The sequence below is a fragment of the Tissierella sp. MB52-C2 genome (genome assembly GCF_030931715.1).
Classification (GTDB): Bacteria; Bacillota; Clostridia; order Tissierellales; family Tissierellaceae; genus Tissierella.
In genome coordinates this window covers 136,498-161,702 of the sequence record NZ_CP133261.1, presented here as the reverse complement: position 1 = coordinate 161,702, position 25,205 = coordinate 136,498, and the positions used below count along the sequence as shown (strand labels likewise).

Genomic DNA, 25,205 nt, shown 5'->3' with positions numbered 1-25,205 from the left:
GTCTTTTATTGTGGCAGTGTAACCTATCCAGATTATTTATTTTTTATGTCTCTGATTATATTCTAGCACTGTGACACCAAGTATAAATTATACGACATAATTAAAATTTAAATTATGCTCATTTACTCACCTCTAAAATAGGAATATATAGCACTTTCATCTTTATCATTCCTTTTTGATAAGGTGACTAATGTTCCAGACAATGCAATCACTAAGCCCACGACGAAAATCCAACTTAGTACAGATGGGATAGTCTTATTAAACAGTGCAAGAAAAATCATTATGACAAGTACGATAATCTCAATCATAATTCCAACCTTTGCTCCTTTGTTAATCTTCATGGTTTCTTTCTCTCCTTTCTATTGACTAGTCATCAAATTCGGACTTATCTGATTGTCTATAAACAATTCATGTGTCACATAATTCTACTTATGTTCATTTATAGTATATAATTCACCTACCATTATATCAACCAAATTTAACCATTTATTCTTAAAATATCTCCAATTATCCAATGTCATCTGTCAAATGCCCTATTTAAAAGGGTCAAAAATCGGTGTTTTTAAGCCGATTTTTGACCCAATTCTCGTTCCAAAACCACTATATGTTGTGGTAGAAGTCTATTATTCCTCCCTAGAACCACAATACGTCATCAGAATTATACTCTCCGTCGTAGAATGTTCCCAATCACACTTCGCTCTGCTCGTCTTCTTGGACATTCCTGACATGAGACGTACATCTGCTTCTTCCGTCGTTTCACTCCTTCACAATCAGTGTTACGACTTCAACGTGCCTTGAGAGGATATTAATGATGTCGCATCATGATATTACCCCCTTGGTGGCACAGCAAGGTATATTTCTGAAAAGAGACTTTAATATGTATTTTAAAAATATAAAATAGCTGATCTACATAATTCTTTTGCCTCTTTACGCTTCAAATCTTCAAATTTTCCATCTCGAATCATTATAATAATGTCTATAATTCTAATTCAATTACTTCCTCTCTTTATTATACTACGTAGCTTCTACTGTATTTCTATATCAATAATAAATGGTTTCACATCAAAACCGCTGTTACTTATGGTACCAGTTACACCTTATCATCGAACTAGCGGTTTTCACTAAAATTAGCACTAAAGATGTATTTCAAACATCTATGAAAATTATTAATCTTGATATTTAAGCCTTAATTTTCATAATAAGAAAATAGAGAAGACTTTAATCGTATCTCCTCTATATTCACTAAAGGTAAACCAGTTTTATATAATTTTCCATATAGTTCCATCCATTGAGTCTACTAATTCTATACTACTATCTAAAAGAATATTTCTTATTTCATCTGCCCTAACCCAGTTTTTTTCATTTCTTGCCTTATTTCTCTCCAAAATAAGCATCTGAATATATTCTTCATCAACATTGTCACTATTAATTATCTCTTCATCTATAGTGAGATTTAGTGAAAATACTTTATCGAAATCCTCTATCAAGTAAATCTTCTCAGAGTTATTTAATATGTTATCCTTTATAACTTCAGTTAACACTGTAAAAGCATTTGCTATGTTCAAATCATTACCTATTTGGGTTGCAAATTTATCTTGATATTCTTTTATTTTACTCTTATCCACTACTTCATTATTTGTTTTACCTTCAACTATATTTTTAATTCTACTTTTTAGCTTCTTAAAAGCTTTCTGGGACTCTGTCAAACTTTCAAAGCTAAATTTAAGTTGTTTCCTATACCTTGACTGCAGACAAAAGTGTCTATAATCTAAGGGACTGTATCCTTCTTCAATAAGCCTTGAAAGAGTCAAAAAATCCCCACTTGATTTGGACATTTTTCCATTATCAAGTACTAGAAACTCTCCATGCATCCAATAGTTAACCCATTTATGCCCTATAGCACTTTCTGATTGAGCAATCTCATTCGTATGATGCACATGAATATGATCTACTCCCCCACAGTGTATATCTATTCTATCCCCTAAATATTTCATTGACATGGCAGAACATTCAATGTGCCAGCCCGGAAAACCTGTTCCCCAAGGTGATTTCCATTGCATTATTTGATTGGAGAACTTTGAGTTGGTAAACCATAATACAAAATCTAGAGGATTTTTCTTGAATGGATCTACATCAACCCTACTTCCTGCCTCAAGCTCCTCTAAACTTAGATTAGCAAGCCTAGCATAGTGCGGGTATCTTTCTATTGAAAAATATACATTACCATTAGCTATATAAGTAAAGCCTTTATCTTCCAGTACTTTAATAAAGTTAATCATATCCTCAATATGCTCTGTAGCTCTACATATTATTGTAGGTACTGTTATATTAAGAAGTTGACAATCATTTAAAAAAGCATCTTCATAAAATTTTGCAATTTCCCATACAGTTTTCTTTTCTCTGATGGCTCCTAAAGCCATTTTATCTTCTCCTGTATCTGAATCAGATTCTAAGTGTCCCACGTCTGTTATGTTCATAACATGCTTGACCTTTAAACCCAAATACTCCATTGATTTTTTAAGGACATCTTCAAAGATATAGGTTCTAAGATTGCCTATATGAGCATAATTGTATACTGTTGGTCCACATGTATACAATCTTATCTTGCCTACCTCTACAGGTATTACTTCTTCCTTTAATCCTGTTAAAGTATTATAAACCGAAAACTTCATATCCTCTCCTCCTAATAAGGTATTGGAAGTAATTGTATCACACTATTTATAATTGATAAACAAAATATAAAACTATGCATCAATATGTCTTGATTCGATATTGCTTTACTCTTATAAGAAACTGAGAATTATTAGTTAATCTACCATATGTATTAGGATGTGCGATTTTGAATTCTTCCATCTATTAACTTTGCATCCTTCTCTAATAGCAATTTAGTACACCACCCGTCGCACAACCTGCATATAATAATTTTTCCCCCTAACTTCTCGTATCAATGATACAGTTGCAGGTCTTTCATAGTAGGAATTGAATAGCCTTATATACATATGTTTTAAATAATATTCAGCTATTTCTTCATAAAAATTGAGTGAAACAGAGTCTTTATTTATACCTTGTCTCCCCTATGATTTGCTACTCAGTACAATCCATATGTACATAATATCATATAATTCATATTCTAATCTATCAACCAATAATCTCATATTTTAAACTTTATTTTTCCTATTAGCATCTATGATAACATCAATTTATCCAATGTCATCTGTCAAACACCCTTTTTTGGTCCTTCAACCACTATATGTTGTGGTTGATAGGTTCTATTTGTCCTCTAAGCCACAATACGTCATCAGAATTACTGCTTCAACGTGAGGAGTCCTTGGAAACTGGTCCATACACTTTGCCTTCTCTATCTTATATCCTCTTTCAATAAATACTTTTAAATCCCTTACTAAAGTAACTGGATTACAGCTTACATATACAAATACATCTGGGTTGAAGTCTATTATTTTATTTATAGCTTTTGGATGGATTCCATCTCTTGGTGGATCTATGACTATTAAGTCTGGCTTTTCATTTAAGTCATCCACGGCCTTAAGTACATCACCAGCTATAAACTCCACATTATCTAAATTATTTAGTTTAGCATTTTCACGAGCTTTTTCCACTGCTTCTTCTACTATTTCAATACCTATTACCTTTTTAGCCACAGGTGCCATTATTTGTGCAATAGTCCCTGTACCTGAATAAAGATCAAAAACTACCTTGTCATTTATATCTCCTGCAAACTCCCTTGCCATGGAATATAATTTTTCAGCACCAAATGTATTGGTCTGGAAGAAGGAGAATGGAGATATTTGGAATCTTAATCCCAAGATTTCTTCTACAATATAATCTCTACCATATAATATTTCCATTTTATCTGCCTTCACTACATCTGATAATCCATCATTTGTAGTATGAATTATTCCAGTTATTTTCCCCATGGTAGAAAGATTCTTTAATCTATCTACAAATCCTTCCTTATCTAATTCTTCTTGGCTAGATGTAACTAAATTTATCAGTATTTCACCAGTTGATAAAGCCTTTCTAACTACTAAATGTCTCAAAAATCCTGTATGTGATCTTTTGTTATAGTAGCTTGTATTTAATTCTCCAAAATAGTTAAGAACAGTAGTAAGTATATTAGTAAAATCTTTATCTACTATATTGCAATTTTCAACATTTACTACCTCATAAAATCTACCTTTACGATGAAGGCCTAATGCCAACGGTCCATCCTTTTCTTCGTCTCCAAAGGTATATTCCATTTTATTTCTATATCCATTAACTACTGGGCTTTTTTCTATGCCTAAAAAGTTTATATCTAGTTCTTCCTGTTCAAATAATGCTTTTATCTGCTTTTCTTTTAATTTTAATTCATTCTCATATGATAAGGACTGATAAGTACATCCGCCACAAATCCCGAAGTGAGGACATCCTTCCTCTGTTTCTATGGGGGACTTTTCCACTATATTAGTTATTTTCGCCTCTATATAACCTTTTCTCTTTCTACTCACCCTAGCCTCTACTTTTTGTCCTTCTATTCCACCTTTAAACTTAATATTATGACCTTCAAATTCTCCCTTTCCCTTATTGGGAAAACCTACTTCTTTTATTTCAAATTCAATTAAATCTTTTTTCTTTACCATTTTTCAACCTCCAAAAATAAAACAGGAGAAAATCCCCTGTTTTCTAAAATCCTTTACTTACCATTAAAGCCCACCAAAACTCTTTACCCATGTCCAATATATCCTCTATATCTTTTTGAGGTATACTAATGGTTTCAATATCAGCCAATGGGTTATTAGATTTAAATACAATATTCAATTGATCCATAGTTGGGATAAAACTTTGTTCTTCATCTACTCCAGTAAAGTTTTCAATACCATAAATAGTACTTCCATCCATAATGCTATTTACTAATTTACCTGCTATATTTTCAGATACAATCTTCTTATAATCTGAATCATCTTTAAATAAATCTCCTAGATTAAAGAACTTTCCATTTTGTAAACTAATATTATATACTTCTCCATTTCCTATAACTTCAGTTTCACCATTATTAGAAAATTGATAATACTTACTGATAGTCAACAAATCATTTATTCTTTTTACATCATAAGTTGTTTCATAAAACTCATATCCTTCATTATCCATAAACCTATTATATAGTTCTTGGTTTATTTTTTCTTCTACTTCTTTATTTTTCATACCTTCAATATATGGATAGCGTATATTTATTCCTTCTTCTACATATATCTTTTCTTTTAGATTTACATTTTCACTAAGGGAATAATCACTATTTTCTTCCCAAATAATTTCTCCCTTTGAATTATAGTAGCTTAATTTATTAAGAGATACTTTTCTAAGAACATTACCATCAAAACTTAGCTCTCCTTTTCCCTTTAGTGTAGGTAACTCCATTTTATCGCCATTTAGATTTAATATATAAGTTTCTTTTCCATCAGATACTGAGATAAAATTATTCCTTATATTACTATTGTTCAAATTAGAGTATATGAAGCCTGTAAGGATTTCACCTTTATTGTTTGCAATAGCATATTTAAACTCTCCATTATCCATTTCCTTTTCAATGCCATAATATCCGTTTCCAAGATTAATTATATTTTTATATTTAGACTCTAGTAAGTATTTACCTTCTCTATCTATTAATCCATATAAGTAATTATCCTCTTCTCCTACTCCTACTACTGCATTTCCATTTTCAAATATATTTCCTTTATTAAACTTTGGTTCTATTAAAATATTACCTTCATCATCTATATAACCAAATAAATCATTTTCGTCTCTTACAAGATAAATATTGTCATCTATAGATGGAGCTACTAAGGGATATTCTAATTCTTTGATTATATCTCCCTTTTTATCTATAATCTTATATTTATCTTTTCCTTCTAATACTAAAGCTTTTCCATTATAGAAATCATAAACTCTACTATAACTAGGCTCTATTACTTCCATTCCAGATTTATTTACATATCCCATCGATACTTCGCCACTATCTGTGATTTTACCTACTCCAAATAACTCATTACTATAACGACCTACATAAATATATTCTCCTGAAAAGTATTCCTTACCCTTGGAATCAAAAATATGAACTAATTTTCCATCATACCCTAGAAAATAGCCTTCATCTAAATCTATTATTTGTTGATATTGAGGTGATATTATTTCTTTACCTTTGGAATTAATAAGTCCTACGCCGCCATTTCTATAAACTTCTGCAACTCCATTTTCAGAAAAATCTAGTGCTCGCTGGTATTTAGGTTCTATAATAAATTTACCGGATTTATTTATATATCCCCAAACCTTAGTATCTTTCTCTGTTTTAAATGCAGGATAGAGCTTTACTATTTCCTTATTATCTACCTTTTTTACACAGCCAACTAAATTAAATAAAATCAATAAACTTAAAGCTATTATTCCTACTCTTTTCATGACACACCTCTCCTATGTTAATAAAACAATTATACAGAAATCATGAAATATTTACAAGAGCCATGAATTGATGTTGCTGCTTCTAAATCTAGTGAAGTCAAAACTCCCTATTCAAATTGTAATTCAATGTGCATTTATTCTATCTATTATGGTTTATCTTTCGTTGTTATTTTTAATAAAAACATATGTATTCTCATTAGATAGCTCATGGTTAAAAATATAGCCTAGTCTATCAAATCCTTTTATCTCCTCTATATCCTTAATTCGTTTTTCTGCCACGAACCGTACCATTTCTCCCCTTGCCATTTTTACAAAGGTTCCCTTTTCAACTATCTTTCCATTAATTAATTCTCCAAATACGCAGGTAATAAACTTTATATTTTCATCTAAGTAATTGGAGACACATTTGCTGTACTCCTTTGATGCCAGATTTACAATATACTGACTTTCTGAAAAAAGTTTTTTAGCAAGCTTATAATTCCAAAATTGATATAGTGAATTAAAGTGCCAGTCTATAGGCTTAGCTTGCATTTCCAGTCTGTATGGAACAACACCATCAAATGGACGCAATATCCCATAAAACCCTGATAGAATTCGTAAATGCTCATCAATATATTCTAGTTCCTCTTCTTCAAATACTCCAGGAGCCATATACTGGTATTGAATTCCTTCATATGATAGAATTGCAGGTGTGAGATTTTTGTATAAATCCATGTTTCTAATGCGCTTATAATTAAGCTCTGCAATCTTGTCACTACATTTCCATATGGATTTCACTTCTTCATAGTTTAGTCCTCGTAAATAGGTAAGCAGGATTTCTGCATCCTTTATAAATTCTGGAATATGACGATGCCCTAAGTCATCGGAATCTATTCTCATCTTTTTTGCAGGTGAAATAATAATTCTCATAGTTTCCTCTTCTCCATGTTATTTTTACTTTTCCATTGGATTGGCCAACAATTAAAATGTTTTAATTTAAACGATTAATCCTATGTTTTGGGAATTCAATAATCACCAAAATTCCTCTAGAATCTTTTTCATCTCCCTATCATTTCTTATATTTTTAAATCCCATCCATTCGTTGGGAAATAGGGATTTATATCTACTTGTTCTATATCTATCATCTATGAGTAAAATAGCTCCTCTGTCCTCTGGAGATCTGATTACCCTTCCTGCCGATTGCAGCACTTTATTCATACCAGGATATACATAGGCATATTCAAATCCTTCACCTAAATTACTATCAAAATAATCTTTTATAATATTGTTTTCAAAGGAGATTTGAGGCAAACCAACTCCTACTACTACGGCTCCTATTAGTTTCTCTCCTGTTAGATCAATTCCTTCAGAAAATATTCCACCCATTACTGCAAAGGCCACAAGATTATTTTCTTCCTCAAATTTCAAGAGAAATTCTTCTTTTTCTATTTCAGCCATATTATTATTCTGAATAATTATATTTATATCTTCATTTCTTTCCATTAAAATTTCATAAACATTATTCATATATATATAAGATGGAAAAAACACAAAATAATTCCCCGTCTTACAAGATATAAAGGTTTCTATATATCTTACTATATCTATATAGGTTCTCTCCCTATCCTTATATTTCGTAGATATATTATTTCCAATGGTTAGACATAGATTTTCCCTTGGAAATGGTGAACTAAGCTTTATATGATAATCATCCTTTTTTCCTCCTAATAAATCCATATGATAGTCTAGGGGAGTTAAAGTAGCTGAAAAAAATATACTGCTTCTTCCCCTCTCTAAGGCTTCACTCAGTAAATAGGAAGAATCAACACAATATAATTTAAATATCATATCTCTAGTATCTTCTTTTATATATGTTACATAATGATCATCATATAATTCACTAATCTTTATAAAAGTAGTTAAGTTAAAATAAAGTTCTAGTACCTTTTCATATTCGGTATGTTTTTTCTCTTCCATAAGCCAAGGTTCAAGAACTGTTATTACCCTTTTTATAGGATAGTATAGATCAGAGATTTCTTCCCTCTGATAGTATTCAAATCCTATATCTAAATCTTTTTTTACTTTATTCAATATACTATTTATTTTACCTAAAGCCTTATATATAGGCGGATAATCTTCCTTAAAAATATCTCTTATCTCAAGGATACTAGATTTATTTATTTCAGTAGAAAACATTTCCCTTGACCTATCCACTAGGTTATGAGCCTCATCTATTAGAAATATATAATCCTCATTGGGATTTTCAAAGAATCTTTTTAGATATACCTGAGGATCAAAAACATAATTATAATCACATATAATTATATCTGCCCAAAGACTAATATCTAAGGAAAATTCAAAGGGACAGACTTTATGCTTTAGTCCATAAGACACTATAGTATCCCTAGTAATTAAATCCTCATTTTCAAATATATCCATTATAGCCTCATTTACCCTATCATAGTGACCCTTTGCAAAGCTACAATCCCTAGGATTACATTTTACCTCTTTATTTGTACAAATTTTTTCCTTAGCTGTTATTACAATTACCTTAGCCCTAAGACCTTTTTTTATAATGATTTCTGTAGAAGCAATTGGTACTTCTCGAGTTATGGTCTTGGCCGTAAGATAAAAAATCTTAGTCCCAATTCCTTCTCCAATGGCTTTAATAGAGGGAAATAATGTTGACATGGTTTTTCCTATGCCTGTAGGTGCTTGGGCAAATAACTTTCTTCCTTCTTCTATGGTTTTGTATGTGGCCACTGCTAATTCTCTTTGACCTTTTCTATAGCTTTCGAAGGGAAATGATAACTTCTTTATGGAATTATCTCTAATCCCTCCCCAATAAAATGTAATGCTAGCCCATTCTATATATTTGTCTGTTAGGTATAGAAAAAAACTTTCTAGATCTTCTTTAGTAAATTTTCTTTTAAATATTTTCTTTTCTTCTGATTCTATATGAAAATATGTAAGTTGAATATGGATAATATCTAATTCATTTTGTAAACAATATATATAACCATAACACTTTGCCTGAGCCCAGTGAAGTTCATTATAATCTTCTTTAATATCTTCTAAATCCTTAGTTGTACTCTTTATCTCATCTATTATTATTTCATCTTCTAAAGTTAAAATACCATCAGCTCTACCTTCTAGTTGAATAGTAAAATCATCATAATACACACTATGTTTTAATGTGACTTCCTTTTTATATTCACTACCATAGGAGTTCTGTACCTTTTGATGAGCTTTAGTTCCTTCTACTGCTCTAGACATAGACATAAAACTATTGTCTATATCTCCTGTTCTAAGAACAAATTCTACTAAATTTCTAACAGATACCTTAATTAAATTACTCATATTATTTTCCTCTTATCTTTTTAAAATCATATAATATTTATTATACCAAAAGACACCCTTAATAGGGTGCCTTTATCTTAATTATTTGATTCCATTAAAATATCTTCATAGTTTGTTATACCTAGGGGACTCATCCTAGCTCCAGCTATATTTTTTCTTGAAACTAATGCTATCTTTGGATGAAAAATAGGTATCCATGGTGAATCTTCCATAATAATATTTTGTATCTCTTTATATACCTCTATTTTCTTATTAGGATTTATTATTTGCTTTGCCTTATCCATTAATTCCATAACTTGAAGATTATTATATCTTGTAAAGTTGGTTGGATTATTATAATTAAAAGAAGGCTGTAAGTAATTATCTGGATCTCCTGTATCTGCAATCCATCTACCAACTAATATATCACAGTTTGAAAGGATTGATGATGTATAGTAATCTTTCACCTCTGCCTTTTTTACCTCGTATTTAATTCCCAATTCATCTAAATCTTTTAAAATATATTGACTCATTCTATAAAATACAGTATCTTCTGGCTCATCTCTTATTATTATTTTTATAGTTTTTCCAGAACCATATTCCCCTTCTTTTTTCAATATATCCCTTGCCTTAGAAGGATTGTAAGATACCTTCGGTAGATAACTATTATCAACTATTCTTGCTGGAATTACACTCTTTGCTTCTTCTCCCAATTCTCCCAGTATATCATCTATTATTTGCTTTTTATTTATGCCCATGCCCAATGCTTGCCTAGCCTCTTTACTCTTTGCAAATATTGAGTTGCTTTCCATATTAAATCCTAAATAATAGGTTCCTAAAACATCTGATAAGTAGATATTTATATTGTCCGTGTTTTTTACCTTATTGAATTCTTCCTTACTATTGGCTGCAATCAAATCATATTTTCCTTCTATGAATTCTTCAACAATATTATCGTTTCTATAATTTACTATTATTTTTTCCTGATAAGGTATTCCTCCGTAGTAATCTTCAAAGGCAACAAGAGTACAATATTCATCTGTTATTTCTCTAAAAGTATATGGTCCACAACCTGTTAATTTACCTTTTTCCACATCTTCTTTGGCCAATATACAAGTACTAAATTGACCTAAGTTTAATAAAAAGCCACTATATGGATTGATTAGCTTAATTGATAATCTGTATCTATCTATTACTTTAATACCAGTTACTTCACTTGCTCTACCATTTATATATTCACTTGCTCCTTCTATATGTTCTAGGAACCAAGTATTAGGAGATTTAAGTTTTGGACTTAACATCCTTTCATAAGAATATTTCACATCATCCGCTACGATTTCCCTTCCATTATGAAACTTTGCTCCTTTTCTCAGGCTAAATACCCATGTAACGCCATCGTCTTCAACATACCAACCCTTAGCCACTCCAGGAGAAATTTCCCCTGTTGATCCTATATATAGAAGTGAACCATAGATATTGACTAAAACTTGAGCACTCTCCTGATCGTGTGCTAACTGAGGATCGAATTCTATGGGCTTAGAATTGATACTAATATTTAAAGCATTTTCAGTGAAATCAACTGTCTCTATCTCTTCTAGTAATTTATTAGATATACTGCATAAATCCTTAGATACTTCTCCCAATATATTTAAAGAAGTTTTAGTATATTGAGTATTTAAAGATGCAATATCTACTAAAGATGTAACCTTGTTTGAAGTATCAGTCATATCCACAGTAGAATTTATCACACTTTCTAAACTGGCAGTTTGTTTAGCTATTGCCTCGTTAATTTCTTCTGTTACCTTTGATGTAACATTTACACTATCTATTATCTCATTGAAAACCACCATTGTATTGTTGGCAATTTCTGTCCCTTCTTGTATCTTCAACATACTATCGTCCATTGCCTTTATGGTATTTTTAATTTCTTCATTTATTTCTTGTATTGTTTTGGCTATCTGACTAGCAGAATCAGCACTGTTATCTGCAAGCTTTTTTACTTCGTTTGCTACAACAGCGAAGCCACGCCCAGCATCTCCTGCTCGAGCAGCTTCTATACTTGCATTAAGTGCCAATAGATTAGTATTATATGAGATATTGTTTATTACCTTTAACATTTCATCTATATGCTCTGACTTCCTATTTAAACTATTCACTACTTCTTTAGCATAGATGACCGATTGCTGAATTTCATTCATCGCATTGATGGAATTAGTCACTGCTGCATTTCCAGAATGGGCAATCTCTAGTGTAGTTGCAGCAATTTGCCTTGAGTTTTCTGTATTAGCAAAGACTTCCTCTGCCAATGCAGAATAAGTTCCCATTTCATTCACAACATTGCTTATAGAATCCATCTGAACTTCAACATGATCTGCTAAATCATATGTAATCTTAATTAAGTTGTCTGTAGCAAAAGCTGTCTCATCTATTTTCATTGCCAATCTTTCAACTATATTCTGCTGATTTTTTTTTAAGATCATTGTATCTTTAGAAAACTCCACTATATTCCCCTGATTTTCTTTTTCGACAGGTTGAAGCTTCTCTTGCTTGTTATTTCTCTTAATAAACTTTAACATCTTTATACCTCCTGTGGAAAAACTTAAGTTAATAACCATTATATACCAAATTATTCTACTTGTCCCAATTAGTTTCTGAGCGGTTCTAGAGCTTCCATACTATAGTTGGAGCTAAAAAACCAAAACTAGGTATATTTCTCAATATACCATATCCTAAAGATATTATTATCATCAATACAATCAGTATTTTTCCAAAATTTTTATATTTTTTATAAGTTAAAAAATACAATACCATCAACGGTGGAATTATAAATATTAGGCTGTTAAATCTCAATGCTTGATAAAATCTTAATCTTAAAATAGAATTAATTGCTCTTGTCATTCCACAACCAGGACAATATAGCTTTGTAATTTTATTAAAAATACAAGGTAATATCGGTCCATTTGTATAATCAGAAAAATAAACATATATCGCCAGTATTAGACCTGCCAAAGAAATTATCTTTAATTCTTTTTTAGAAACCATAATTTCTGTCGATTATGTTATTAATATCTGACTGAATTATGCAACACGAAACTATACTTAATTGTAAAAAAGCCAATATTAAATATAAAATCGAGTTATCATTAGGCATCATACCTGCACGGTCTTGGGCTTGACACATGATCTTTCCTATTTTATAACTCCAAAAAAAGAAATAAATTCCACAAGTGACTACTGTAAGTAAAAAAGCCATACCGCCAGACATGGAGTTATCTCCGCTTAAATTGCTAGCTTCATCTGTAATACTTATAAACCAATAAATTCCATACAACCCACAAGTAAGAATTGTAAATATAATTGCTAATCCAATGTTTCTTTTTTGAATAATCCTCACCCCTTCATTATATATTGTCATATATATAGTATATTCTACATATTTATCAAAACTCCTTCTTAAAACAACAATTTTCTCAAAAAAACCCCTCATCTCTACTAGATGAAGGGTTTTATAGCCATTTCTTATTTATCTTTTTTACACTGTAGTCTCTATCACTCACCTTACAATAAGGACACTTTCTTACACCCATTTCCTTATCTCTTATGAATATTACTGGCTTAGAGCAATACGGACACCATAATTCCTTAGGTTTTAATTTTACTCCCTTTGGAATATCTATATCTGGATTTTTATTATTTATATTTATAATACTAAACATATCTTTTTGTTCACTCATTTTATCACCAACTATATAATTTAATCTAAGAACCTATGTTCACAATTGTACTATATATAAAAATGATTTACAAGTTATATTTAATCTAATTAAACTTAAAGACTTCTTATTTCATTTTATTATAATGGCTAAACATTATATCAGATTTGCACAAAATATACAACAAAAATAATTTTTTTTTAGAATCTTTCTAGACATTGATATACTATACCTTAGACCAATTTCCTGACCCCCTTTTTAGGAATGTGTAATTTGACAGGTTTATAGGAATGATGTTACCATAAAATAAACACGAATTAAAAAAGGAGTGTGTAAAAATGAAAAGGTTTATGAGATTATTAATACTCATTGTGTTAATAATCAGCGTTACTACTGGTTGTGGTCCTGACACAGCTATGAGTACAGATAAGGAAATCGCATTTGCAGATGCAGGATGGGATAGTAATAAGTTTCATAATGCAGTTGCTGGATTAATTGCGGAGAAAGTTTATGGTTATACCTGGAGGGAGGTACCTGGTTCTACAACAGTATTACATGAAGGTCTTCTAAAAGGAGAAATTGATGTGCATATGGAAATTTGGACAGATAACTTGGCAACTTATGATCAGGACTTAGAAGAAGGCAGAATAAAAGAATTAGGTGTAAACTTTGATGATAATTATCAGGGATTATATGTTCCAAAATATGTAATCGAAGGAGATAGTGATAGAGGAATAGAAGCCTTAGCCCCTGATTTAAAATATGTATGGGAACTAAAAGATTATTCTAATATATTTTCTGATGATGAAAATAAGGAAATGGGAAGAATTTATGGTGCTATCCCTGGATGGGAAGTAGATGAAATAGTCCATAATAAGTATCTTAATTATGGTTTAGATGAAAACTTTATATACTTTAGACCAGGCTCAGATGCTGCCTTAGCAGCTGCCCTTACTTCTGCATATGACAAAGGAGAACCTATAGTTGCATATTATTGGGAACCAACTTGGTTAATGGGAAAATATGATTTTGTTTTATTGGAAGATAAACCCTATGATGAATCAACTTATAAAGAAGGCAAAACTGAATTACCATCAGTAACAGTGACCATAGGAATGAGTAATAAATTCCATGAATCTAATAAAGAGATTGCTGACTTTTTAAGTAATTACAAAACATCTTCTAAATTGACTTCTGAAGCCTTGGCTTATATGCAGGATACAAATGCTGATTATGAAAAAACAGCAGAATGGTTCTTAAAGGAAAATGATTATTTGTTAGATGAATGGTTAGATAGTGAAAATGCTCAGATTATGAGAAATTATTTAAACTAGGAGGAGATTATATGAATTTTGATTGGTTATTTAATTTCCCCTTCCAAATCCCAGTTAATACTAGTACTATTGATAAATATGTAAGAGACTTTAGTGTTAGATATGATAGTTTTTTCGGAGGTATTAGGTCTTTTTTAATCTATTTCGTAAATTTTATACAATCTATATTAAATTCTATTCCATGGATTGTTTCAATCTTACTTGTATTCTTCGTTATCTGGAGAATAAGTAAAAAATTAAGTAAAGGAATTTTATATGGTTCTCTATTATTTTTAGTAGGTTCCTTAGGATTATGGAATCTTATGAATGAAACATTGGCAATAGTCATTGCCTCAGTTATCATGTCATTAGTATTGGGATTTCCTTTGGGAATTTTAATATCTACCAGTGATAGAGCAGACAAAATAATTAGACCCATTTTAGATACTATGCAAACTATGCCTGTGTTCGTTTATCTTATTCCAGCCTTATTATTCTTTGGATTAGGTAAACCACCAGCTGTAATAGCTACTACTATTTATGCCATTGTTCCAGTTATTCGTCTTACTAACCATGGTATAAGACAAATTGATCAAGAAATAGTTGAAGCATCTATTTCCTTTGGCTCAACTAGATTACAATCTTTAATCAAAGTACAAATACCTCAAGCCATGCCTACTATAATGACTGGCGTAAATCAGACTTTAATGATGGCCATGGCAATGGTAGTTACTACATCTATGATTGGTGCCACCGGGCTCGGTATGGAAGTCCTCATAAGTGTTAACCGTGTAGAAATCGGTAGGGGGTTAATATCTGGAACGGCAGTTGTAATCATAGCTGTACTTTTAGATAGAATAACTCAAGGATTAGTCAAAAATGGGGAGGTGGATTCTCATTAATAATATTTTAAGTGTAAGAAATGTTTCTAAATTATATGGTTCAGATAGGAACACTGCAATCAAACTAAAAAAATCTGGATTAGATAAAGATACTGTATATGAAAAAACTAAAGTGACTACAGCCCTTTGGAACGTATCAATGGATATAAAAAGGGGAGAAATATTTGTAATCATAGGATTATCTGGTTCTGGTAAATCTACTTTAGTTAGATGTTTCAATAGATTAAATAAGCCAACATCTGGTACTATTCTATATGAAGGTAAGGATATAAATAAATTAGATAAAAAGTCATTGGCTGACTATAGAAGAAATAAAATTTCTATGGTTTTTCAGAACTTTGGGCTAATGTCTCATAGAGATATAATAGGTAATGTGGAATACGGCCTTGAAGTAAAGGGTATCACTAAAGAAGCCCGACAGAAAAAAGCTAGGGAAATGATAAATATGGTAGGGCTTGAAGGATTAGAAAACGAACCTATATCTAGCCTTTCAGGTGGAATGAAACAAAGGGTTGGAATAGCCAGGGCTCTTGCCAACGATCCTGAAATTCTTTTGATGGATGAACCATTTTCAGCTCTGGACCCTTTAGTTAGAAAAGATATGCAATTTGAATTATTAACTATTCAGAGAAAGCTGGAAAAAACTGTAGTATTTATTACCCATGATATAGATGAAGCTTTTAAATTAGGAGATAAAGTAGCCATAATGCGAGATGGAGAAGTGGTTCAGGTTGACACTCCAGAGAATATGAGTGAAAATCCTAAAGATGATTATGTAAGGCAATTTATTGATAGTGCAGATAAGACTCAAGTTATAAGTGTTAAAAATGTAATGATTACACCAAATAGTATAGTTAGGCTAAAGGATACTCCTAATTATGCCATAAATACTATGAGGAAAAATGGAGTATCTAGTGCCTATGTAGTGGCAGAGAAAATGAAGTTAGAAGGTATAATTACTATTGATGATGCCATTAGAGCCAATAGAGAAAATTTAAGTATATCCAATGTATTAATAAAGGATATACAAACTACATCTCCAGATGTATTATTAACCGATATAATGGAAATGGCAGTAGAAACTAGATTTCCCATAGCAGTTGTCAATGATGGCAGTCTTAAAGGAATCGTATCAAAGGTTCATGTTTTATCTTCTATGATATAATTTTATAACTACATCCAATAATCCACCTAAGAATTCTTAGGTGGATTATTAGATCCTATATATTTACTATTTTTGTTTTTTGATATAATAGCAATAACCCTTATGTTAAAATAAAAATTAGGACTTATATAATAGGAGGACAAAATGAGAGATTTAACAAGTACTGAAGAAAAAATTTTAGATAAAACCCTGTACCTTATTGGAAAAACTGGTACCTTCAATGTTCCCATAAGAACCATAGCCAAGGAAGCAGATGTAAACGTAAGTGCCATAAACTATTATTTTCGTACTAAAGATGAAATGCTACGCCTAGTAAAAGATTTTTATATAGATAATACAATCTCTGCCTATTCCATATTGGATAATAATCAATATGATGATAAGGAGAAGATTATTCTTTGTGCAAATGAAATAATGGAATACACATTGCAATATCCAGGAGTTCTTGTGATTTTAAAAGAAGCTAAAGATAAAAAAGATTCTAGTGATATAGATGCTAAAATAATTGAAGTAACCGATACTATGAATGCAAAATTGGATAAGATATTATCAAGTTTTTTCACTGAAAATCAAATTGATTTTCAATATAAGAAAATGATTTTTCTATCCTCCCTACTCTATCCAACGCTTCACTTTGACATACAAAACTTTGATGAAGGGATTATACATAGCAAGGATGAAAGATTAAAGTATATTACTTATATAGTAGATATGTTAAATAAAGACAATTAAAACATTTTGTTTGAAACATATTGATTTAGTTTGTTAAATAACTTATAATCTAATTAGGTTGTTAAAATAAAATCTTAATCTTTAGATAAAAAAGGAGGATTTTTTATGGAATTTAATAGTCTTTTTAGTCCTATAAGAATTAGAGGTATGGAACTTAAAAATAGAGTAGTTTTCCCAGCCATGGGAACCAAAATGCCTACAGCAGATAAGTATGTTACTCAGCAAATCATAGATTACCATGTGGAAAGAGTCCTAGGTGGAAATGGATTAAACTTTACTGAAGTTTGTGGTGTACATGACAAATCAACTCCAGCTCATTTTCTATCAATTGGAGATGATAAATATATTCCTAAATTAAAGGAACTTAGTGATGCAATACATGATGCAGGTGGAAAATCTGGGGTACAGCTTTGGCAGGGTGGAATGGCTACAGCAAGTTACCAGAACCATGACATAGTAGTACCTAGTGATACTCCTATGTATGGATCAGACCAAATGATTCCTGCTGCAAGTATAGAAACTATTAAAGAAATAGTAAAGTCCTTTGGAGACGCTGCTAGACGTGCAGCAGATGCTGGATTTGACTGTGTAGAATTTCATGCTGGACACAATTACTCACCACACGCATTTTTAAGCCCAGCTTTTAACAAAAGAACTGACCAATATGGTGGCTCCTTTGAAAATAGAGTAAGATTTTTAATTGAATGTATAGAAGCAATTCGTAGCAATATACCTGAAGATATGCCTTTGTTTATTCGTATTGTAGCTCATGATGATAATTTAGAAGATGGTATAACCATTGAAGAGACCATTGAATTCTGTAATTTAGCTAAAAAAGCAGGTGTAGATGTACTTAATGTATCTAGAGGAAATTTCTCATCTGCAGCTATAAAATATGAAGTACCTCCTGTGGATTTACCAAGAGGATTCAATGTATCTAATGCTGAGATAATCAAAAAAGAAACAGGAATGATTACAATAGCAGTAGGACGTATAAATGACCCTGAGCAAGCAAATGAAATAATAGAAAGTGGCAAGGCAGATATGGTAGTTATAGGACGTGGACAATTAGCTGACCCAGAATTCTGTAACAAAGCCAAAGATGGTGATGTAGATAATATAGTAAAATGTGTAGGATGTAACCAAGGTTGCTATGATAGCTTCATAAATCCAGAAGCACCATTTATTACTTGTCTAAGAAACCCAGCTTTAGGCAGGGAAAAAGAATATAAGCTTATAAAAACCCCTAATCCTAAAAAAGTACTAATAGTAGGTGGCGGTGTTGCAGGACTTGAAGCTGCAATCACTCTAAAACGAAGAGGTCATAATCCTATAGTATGTGAAGCTAGTCAGTCCCTTGGGGGGCAATTTGCACTGGCAGGTGAAGCTCCAAGAAAAGAGGAACTGAAGGATGCGGCTATTGCTATGGGCGAAATGGCAAAAAGAGAGGGTGTAGAAATAAGAATATCTACTCCTGTTACTCCAGAAGTTATTGATGAAATAGCACCTAATGAGGTTATAATAGCCATAGGCTCAGAGCCAATTAAACCAAATATTCCTGGCAGTAACTTAAGTCATGTAACAAACTCCCATGATATACTTAGCGGAAATTCAACTGCTAAAGGAAAGGTTGTAGTTATTGGTGGTGGTCTTGTAGGATTAGAAGTAGCAGAGTATCTTGCAGAATCAGCAGGTAGCATTACTGTGGTAGAAATGTTAGACCAAGTGGCAAAAGACCTTGGACAATTACGAAAAATATGCGTAATGGAAAGTATATATGCTCATGATATAAAGACTTTAACGGATGCAAAGTGTGTTGAAATCAAAGAGGATGCTGTAGTAATAGAAAAGTCCGGAGAACTACAGGAAATTCCATGTAATTCAGTTGTAATTGCCATAGGAGCAAGATCTCGTGCTTCCAATGATATTGTGGAATACTGTGAAAAAAATAATATTCCTCATCATATAATCGGTGATGCTGTAAGAGCACGTAGAGCACTTAATGCAGTAGGCGAAGCAGCTGAAGTAGCAAGAGTTATATAATATTTTTCAAAAAAACACTTGACAAATATAATTATAATCCATATAATATTCTTTAAATAAATATTTGGCTATGAAGAGGACTAGTAAATAGAAAGATTCTAAAAGGAAGGAAGATCCACCGACTGAAAGATCTTCTAAGATTACTTCTTTTGAACCCACCCTCTAAGCTGCAAATGAAAAAATTTGTCCGTTTCGCCAACGTTATAGGCTTCAAGAGGATTAAGTTTTATTTATTACTTAATCAATTTGGGTGGCACCGCGACTTACCTTCGTCCCAGTTTTGGGATGAAGGTTTTTTTTATGACCTAACCCGATTTGTATTTTTTACAAATCGATGGTAGGTCAAACGCAACGAACGCCAAATTCATGTGAATGATAATGATCAAATGAATTTGTGCAGTGAGACTGCGGGAAGTTGTTTAAATTGTCAATTAGTGAAAGGAGAATTTAAAATGGAAATAAACAAATTTAAAAATGAGAATACAACTGAAAATATAGTGTTAAAAAAAGTGGAGCAGGATAAGCATGTTCCTGATGATTTTTATTCAACTACAAATTATAAAACTTTAGTTTTTCATAATGATAAATGGCTCGAAGTAAAAAAGCAAAGAATGGATGCACTTATAGTCGTAGATGAACAAGGTGCCTCATGTAAAAAATTAAGAGATATTAAACATGGCGATATGATAGTATGTGGTGATTCTGGTGTTAAAATAATAAAAGATAAGAATACAAAAGTAGAAGATTCTTTCAACTTCATGAATAGTTCTGTATCATCCGAAAGAAGAAATAATATTCTTATAAAAGATTTAGCTTATGATTTGTTTTATAATAAAAAGAAATTAACTGTAGTTGCAGGGCCTGTTGTGGTCCATACAGGTGGAGATTATTATCTTTCAGAACTTATTAAAGAAAATTATGTTTCCAGCTTATTAGCTGGGAATGCCCTCGCAGTTCATGATATAGAAAAAAATCTCTTTGGCACTTCCTTAGGGGTATGTGCAAAATCAGGTAATGTAACCCATAATGGATATAGAAATCATATGAGAGCTATAAATCAAGTTATGAGATATGGATCCATAAGCAAGACCGTTGAAGCAAAGGTACTTCGCTCAGGTATAATGTATGAATCTGTAAAAAATCATATTCCTTTTGTCCTTGCGGGGAGTCTAAGAGATGACGGTCCATTGCCAGATACAATAACTGATATGATTGAAGCTCAAGAAGAGTATAGTGAATATTTGCAATCTTCAGATATAGTGCTAGTCCTTGGCTCTATGCTACATGGAATTGCCAGTGGAAATATGCTTCCTGCAAATATTAAAATGATATGCGTAGATATTAATTCTGCCGTGGTTACAAAACTATGTGATAGAGGCAGTAGTCAAACTATTGGTATTGTTACCGATGTAGGATTGTTCCTAAATCTATTGGTCTATGAAATTGAGAGTTTGAAAAATAATATAGGCACTAGATTAGCAACCTAGTACCTATATTATTAGGTTCTGAAATTAAATATATATTAATGTATTTCATCAAATTCAATTTCATGTTGAATAATTTCATTTATACGTTTTTCAATCCTATCAAGATCAAAATTTGCTTCTTTTTTTATACTCTTTCTAAGCATAGGTCCGATTTGCCCAATATCGTCTCCTATGTCATATAAGAGCTCTAAAGCAGCAGAAGCCTCTAGCTCATTTCTTGGTATTTCCACCATTCTTGCTAATATAGAGTTTTCGGTTTTAGATGCTATTATTGGAGACTTAACCTCCTCAATATATACAACCGTTCTCCTCCCTGGTCCACGATCATCCTCAATAGGCTCAAGACTAATAATTTTATCAGAACGAGCAAATTTTCCATATCCCAAAGGAACCATTACACCTTCTTTAATCTCCATATAAAAATCACCACCTCATCTAATGTTTAAAATATATGAGTATTATATAATAGTGTTCCTTTACTTATAAAAAATATGTATTTTTATAATGTACAGTAACTATTCCCTATATCTAATTGCATTTAGGAATTGTTTTGTCCTCTCATTTTTAGGATTGTCAATTATTTCCTTTGCAGGACCTTCTTCTAATATTATCCCCTGATCCATAAAGCACACCCTATCAGATACATTTCTAGCAAAGTTAATCTCATGGGTAACAATCAGCATAGTCCTTTTTTCCTTTGCCAATTCCTTCATTAATACTAAGACTTCACTTACCAATTCTGGATCTAAGGCAGATGTAGGTTCATCAAATAGAAGAATCTTAGGTTCAAGAGCTAATGCTCTGCCAATAGCAACACGTTGCTGCTGTCCTCCAGATAAACTAGATGGATAATTATCTTTCTTTTCTAATATGTCTACATCTTTCAGTATTTTTAAAGCCTTATCTTCCGCTTCAGACTTTTTCATTTTTTTTACTACTATTAAGCCCTCAGTAATATTCTGAAGTACAGTTTTGTTATTGAATAAATTAAATCCTTGAAATACCATTGCTGTATTACGCCTTATCCATTGCTTATCTTTGTTTGTTATTTTACTTATATTAACTGAATAATCTTCTATTTGTATTTCACCTTGATCGGCTATTTCCAAACAATTTATACAACGTAATAATGTTGATTTTCCAGTTCCTGAAGGGCCTATAATAGATATAACTTCACCATTATTAATATCTAAGTCTATACCTTTTATTACATCTAAGTCTCCAAATCTTTTCTGAATGTTTTTTAGCCTTATCACAATGTCTCACCTACTGACTTTCCAAGTCTTATTTCTATCCGTTTTTGTGCAAGTCCCATTATTGAGGTTATTCCCCAATAAACAAATAGTACACATACATATGCTTCTAAATAACGGTATCCTGAAGCCCCTTCTAATTGAGCTGTAGCCATCATCTCTTTAACTCCTATTGCGAAAACAAGAGAAGTATCCTTCACTATATTTATGAAGCTGCTAAAAAGTGTTGGGATTGCTACTTTAATAGCCTGTGGCAATATAATTCGCACCATAGCTTGCATATATGTCATTCCTATGGACTGAGCAGCTTCCATTTGACCTCTATGTATGGATGAAATAGCTGCTCGCAAAGATTCAGCCATATATGCAGAACTCGCCAAACTTAAAATTACCAATGCTGCTTGAAAAGATGAAACCTTCAAAACTAATCTAGATAATAATGGTAATATGCCGAAGTAAAAACAAAATAATTGTGCCATTAAAGGCGTTCCTCTAAAGAAAGAAATATACACTTTAAAAATTCCACTCAATATCGGTACTTTAGCAGTTATAACTATTGCAATAAACAAAGAAATAGTAAGTCCTAATAATATAGCTAAAAAAGATAATTTCAAAGTTACAATGCTATATCTAAGCATAATAGGTACTATTCTAATCATAAATTCAAAATCAAAGTTCACCTAAATCACCTATTCTCCTGATTTCGTAGTATCAATATTAAACCATTTTATAGATAATTCTTCTAAAGTTCCATCTTCTCTCATAGCCTTTAATGCTTCTGTAACTTCTTTAGAGAATTTTTTACCCGCTTCATCTTTTCTAAATGGATATGCATTTATTTCATAAACTAATTTTTCATTTAATTGTCTAATATCTAAGTTATTTTCTTCAATAGTTGTTTTTGTTTTGATTTCTCCTTGCCATAAAGCTGCCAATCTTCCTATGGCTAGTTCTCCTTCTATGGATGTCCCATCAAAAGTTACAATATCAAATCCTAGATCATATTCTTCATTTATTTGTCTTAAAGTAGCTTCTCCATTTCCACCTAACCAACAGCCAACTTTTTTACCTCTTAAATCTTCTTTAGTTTTATAATCACTATCTTCTGCTACAAATAAATCATAATAACTATAAGCATAAGGTTCAGAGAAATTATATTTTTCTTCTCTTTCCTTTGTAATTGACATTTGATGTGCAACAGTATCTATTTCTCCTGCATCAAGCATTCCTACTAATCCACTGAATTGTCCAAGTTTAAATTCTAATTCATAGTCATTTCTTTTTGCAATCTCTTTCCATACATCCATTTCAAAGCCTTTAACTTCGTCATTCTCTTGAAAAGCCCAAGGTCTATAAGATGCTGATGTTCCTACTACTAATTTTACTTTTTCTTCTGCTTGTCCTGATGTATCTGCTGGCTCTTGCTTATTTCCACAAGCTACAGCTCCAATTGCTAATATAAATATCAATAGGGATATTAAAATCTTTTTAAATTTCATTCCGTCTCCTCCTTTTTTAATCCAATCCAACCATTGTCTATATAATCTCTTTTACAGCTTTCTCAATTCTCATCAATGCCTCTTCTAAAACCGCTCTAGGACAGGCTATATTAATTCTTTGGAATAATTCTCCTTCCTCTCCAAACATCTCTCCACTATTTAAAGCTAATTTACATTTATTTACGAAGAATTCATTTAATTCATCGGACTTCATATTAAGTCCAGAACAATCAACCCAAAGTAAATAAGTACCTTCTGGTCTTATTGTTTTAAGTTGAGGAATTCTTGTCTTTATAAAATCTATGAAGAAGTTTTTATTTTCCTCTAGGTATTCCATTAAAGAGTCTAGCCAGTCTTCTGATTCATTATAGGCAGCAATTAAAGCTTCCTGTCCAAATACATTTGCTCTTACTATATGATCCTTTTCTAGTTCCATACTATATTTTTCTCTTAGTTCTTGATTTGGTATTATTATGTTGGAAACCTGTAATCCAGCTATATTAAAAGTCTTACTAGGTGATGTACAAACTATACAATTATCTCTAATTTCTGGAGAAGTATCTGCCATTACAGTATGAGTATTTCCCTTATATATTAAGTCGAAATGAATCTCGTCAGAAACTATTATAATATTGTTCTTTAAACATATTTCTCCCAATTCATTTAATTCTTTTTTAGTCCATACTCTTCCCACAGGATTATGAGGGCTACATAGTATTAAAACCTTAGTCTTTGAATCTATCTTTCTTTCTAAGTCTTCCAAATCCATATAATATGTACCGTCTTTATATATTAGAGGATTAGTAACTACATTTCTACCATTACTTTCTATGGTTGTTTTAAAAGGATGATATACAGGACTTTGAATTATAACACTATCTCCAATATCAGTTAGTGCTTTAATGGCATAACTAACAGCGGGAACGACCCCAGGCGTAAATACAATCCAATCCTTATTAATTTCCCATCCATGTCTTCTTTTCATCCATCCTATTACAGAGCTATAATACTCATCAGACCAATGCATATATCCGTATATAGGATGTTTAACTCTTTTCTCTAGCTCCTTTGAAATAGCAGGGGAAACTTCAAAATCCATGTCTGCCACCCATAAGGGAAGTAGATTATCTTGTTCAAATGTTTCCTTTAATCCATCCCATTTCATGGAATTAGTTCCATATCTGTTTATAATCTTATCAAAATCATACATATCTACACTTCCTTATTTCTAATATATTAACTGCCCAACTACAAAATATATAATATAGAACATTATTCCCTAACACAAATAGTTTTTTCTTATAATTAAAACAACGTTATAGAGAAA

21 protein-coding genes are annotated in these 25,205 nt (G+C 31.5%); 6 read left to right on the top strand and 15 right to left on the bottom strand.

The annotated features are described in order from the left end of the window. Positions 1-122: 122 nt before the first annotated feature. The 10 genes from RBU61_RS00750 to RBU61_RS00705 form a co-directional block, all read right to left on the bottom strand. Positions 123-341 (bottom strand): hypothetical protein, encoded by a 219-nt coding sequence (locus RBU61_RS00750; protein WP_308877496.1) that lies wholly within the window; start codon positions 339-341, stop codon positions 123-125. A 918-nt stretch (positions 342-1,259) separates the two neighbouring features. Next, positions 1,260-2,672 (bottom strand): cysteine--tRNA ligase, encoded by a 1,413-nt coding sequence (cysS, locus tag RBU61_RS00745; RefSeq protein WP_308877495.1) that lies wholly within the window; start codon positions 2,670-2,672, stop codon positions 1,260-1,262. Between the two features lie 597 nt (positions 2,673-3,269). After that, complete coding sequence (gene rlmD / locus RBU61_RS00740; protein WP_308877494.1) at positions 3,270-4,640, bottom strand: 23S rRNA (uracil(1939)-C(5))-methyltransferase RlmD; 1,371 nt, start codon at positions 4,638-4,640, stop codon at positions 3,270-3,272. A gap of 43 nt (positions 4,641-4,683) precedes the next feature. After that, positions 4,684-6,453 carry a WG repeat-containing protein gene (locus RBU61_RS00735; RefSeq protein WP_308877493.1) on the bottom strand — a complete coding sequence of 590 codons (1,770 nt, stop codon included), beginning with the start codon at positions 6,451-6,453 and terminating at the stop codon, positions 4,684-4,686. Between the two features lie 153 nt (positions 6,454-6,606). Next, entirely contained in the window at positions 6,607-7,362 is a 756-nt protein-coding gene (gene yaaA / locus RBU61_RS00730; RefSeq protein ID WP_308877492.1) for a peroxide stress protein YaaA, read from the bottom strand. A 102-nt stretch (positions 7,363-7,464) separates the two neighbouring features. Beyond that, on the bottom strand, positions 7,465-9,792 hold the full coding sequence (locus RBU61_RS00725; protein WP_308877490.1) for an ATP-dependent DNA helicase: 2,328 nt from the start codon (positions 9,790-9,792) through the stop codon (positions 7,465-7,467). Positions 9,793-9,869: 77 nt separating this feature from the next. After that, positions 9,870-12,347 (bottom strand): ABC transporter substrate-binding protein, encoded by a 2,478-nt coding sequence (locus RBU61_RS00720; protein WP_308877488.1) that lies wholly within the window; start codon positions 12,345-12,347, stop codon positions 9,870-9,872. 85 nt (positions 12,348-12,432) lie between these two features. Continuing rightward, positions 12,433-12,813: a DUF2752 domain-containing protein gene (locus RBU61_RS00715; RefSeq protein WP_308877486.1), complete on the bottom strand. Its 381-nt coding sequence runs from the start codon at positions 12,811-12,813 to the stop codon at positions 12,433-12,435. After that, positions 12,803-13,165 (bottom strand): DUF4234 domain-containing protein, encoded by a 363-nt coding sequence (locus RBU61_RS00710; RefSeq protein WP_308877485.1) that lies wholly within the window; start codon positions 13,163-13,165, stop codon positions 12,803-12,805. Before RBU61_RS00710 ends, RBU61_RS00715 begins: the two co-directional genes overlap by 11 nt. A gap of 112 nt (positions 13,166-13,277) precedes the next feature. Then, entirely contained in the window at positions 13,278-13,505 is a 228-nt protein-coding gene (locus tag RBU61_RS00705; protein WP_308877484.1) for a hypothetical protein, read from the bottom strand. A gap of 317 nt (positions 13,506-13,822) precedes the next feature. On the opposite strand from RBU61_RS00705, the gene RBU61_RS00700 reads away from it, so the two are divergent. The 6 genes from RBU61_RS00700 to RBU61_RS00675 all read left to right on the top strand — a co-directional run bounded on the left by RBU61_RS00700 (position 13,823) and on the right by RBU61_RS00675 (position 21,126). Continuing rightward, positions 13,823-14,818: an ABC transporter substrate-binding protein gene (locus tag RBU61_RS00700; RefSeq protein WP_308877482.1), complete on the top strand. Its 996-nt coding sequence runs from the start codon at positions 13,823-13,825 to the stop codon at positions 14,816-14,818. An 11-nt stretch (positions 14,819-14,829) separates the two neighbouring features. Next, positions 14,830-15,699, top strand: coding sequence for an ABC transporter permease subunit (locus RBU61_RS00695; protein WP_308877480.1), 870 nt, complete (start codon positions 14,830-14,832; stop codon positions 15,697-15,699). Then, positions 15,677-16,864 (top strand): betaine/proline/choline family ABC transporter ATP-binding protein, encoded by a 1,188-nt coding sequence (locus tag RBU61_RS00690; protein WP_308877479.1) that lies wholly within the window; start codon positions 15,677-15,679, stop codon positions 16,862-16,864. The genes RBU61_RS00695 and RBU61_RS00690 overlap by 23 nt, the downstream gene beginning before the upstream one ends. Before the next feature lie 144 nt (positions 16,865-17,008). After that, positions 17,009-17,596: a TetR/AcrR family transcriptional regulator gene (locus RBU61_RS00685; RefSeq protein ID WP_308877478.1), complete on the top strand. Its 588-nt coding sequence runs from the start codon at positions 17,009-17,011 to the stop codon at positions 17,594-17,596. Between the two features lie 105 nt (positions 17,597-17,701). Then, the gene (locus RBU61_RS00680) at positions 17,702-19,639 is read left to right on the top strand and encodes an FAD-dependent oxidoreductase (RefSeq protein ID WP_308877477.1); all 1,938 of its coding nucleotides are present in this window, start codon (positions 17,702-17,704) and stop codon (positions 19,637-19,639) included. 452 nt (positions 19,640-20,091) lie between these two features. Further along, positions 20,092-21,126, top strand: a complete 1,035-nt coding sequence (locus tag RBU61_RS00675; protein ID WP_308877476.1) for a TIGR00300 family protein — start codon at positions 20,092-20,094, stop codon at positions 21,124-21,126. A gap of 35 nt (positions 21,127-21,161) precedes the next feature. On the opposite strand, the gene RBU61_RS00670 is transcribed toward RBU61_RS00675, so the two are convergent. From RBU61_RS00670 to RBU61_RS00650, 5 genes are all read right to left on the bottom strand, one after another. Then, positions 21,162-21,542: a hypothetical protein gene (locus RBU61_RS00670; RefSeq protein WP_308877475.1), complete on the bottom strand. Its 381-nt coding sequence runs from the start codon at positions 21,540-21,542 to the stop codon at positions 21,162-21,164. A gap of 99 nt (positions 21,543-21,641) precedes the next feature. Further along, the gene (locus RBU61_RS00665) at positions 21,642-22,382 is read right to left on the bottom strand and encodes an amino acid ABC transporter ATP-binding protein (protein ID WP_308877474.1); all 741 of its coding nucleotides are present in this window, start codon (positions 22,380-22,382) and stop codon (positions 21,642-21,644) included. Continuing rightward, positions 22,379-23,059, bottom strand: a complete 681-nt coding sequence (locus RBU61_RS00660) for an amino acid ABC transporter permease (RefSeq protein ID WP_308877473.1) — start codon at positions 23,057-23,059, stop codon at positions 22,379-22,381. Before RBU61_RS00660 ends, RBU61_RS00665 begins: the two co-directional genes overlap by 4 nt. A gap of 9 nt (positions 23,060-23,068) precedes the next feature. After that, on the bottom strand, positions 23,069-23,878 hold the full coding sequence (locus RBU61_RS00655; protein ID WP_308877472.1) for a transporter substrate-binding domain-containing protein: 810 nt from the start codon (positions 23,876-23,878) through the stop codon (positions 23,069-23,071). Positions 23,879-23,915: 37 nt separating this feature from the next. Next, positions 23,916-25,088, bottom strand: coding sequence for a MalY/PatB family protein (locus RBU61_RS00650; RefSeq protein WP_308877470.1), 1,173 nt, complete (start codon positions 25,086-25,088; stop codon positions 23,916-23,918). Between the last annotated feature and the right edge of the window lie 117 nt (positions 25,089-25,205).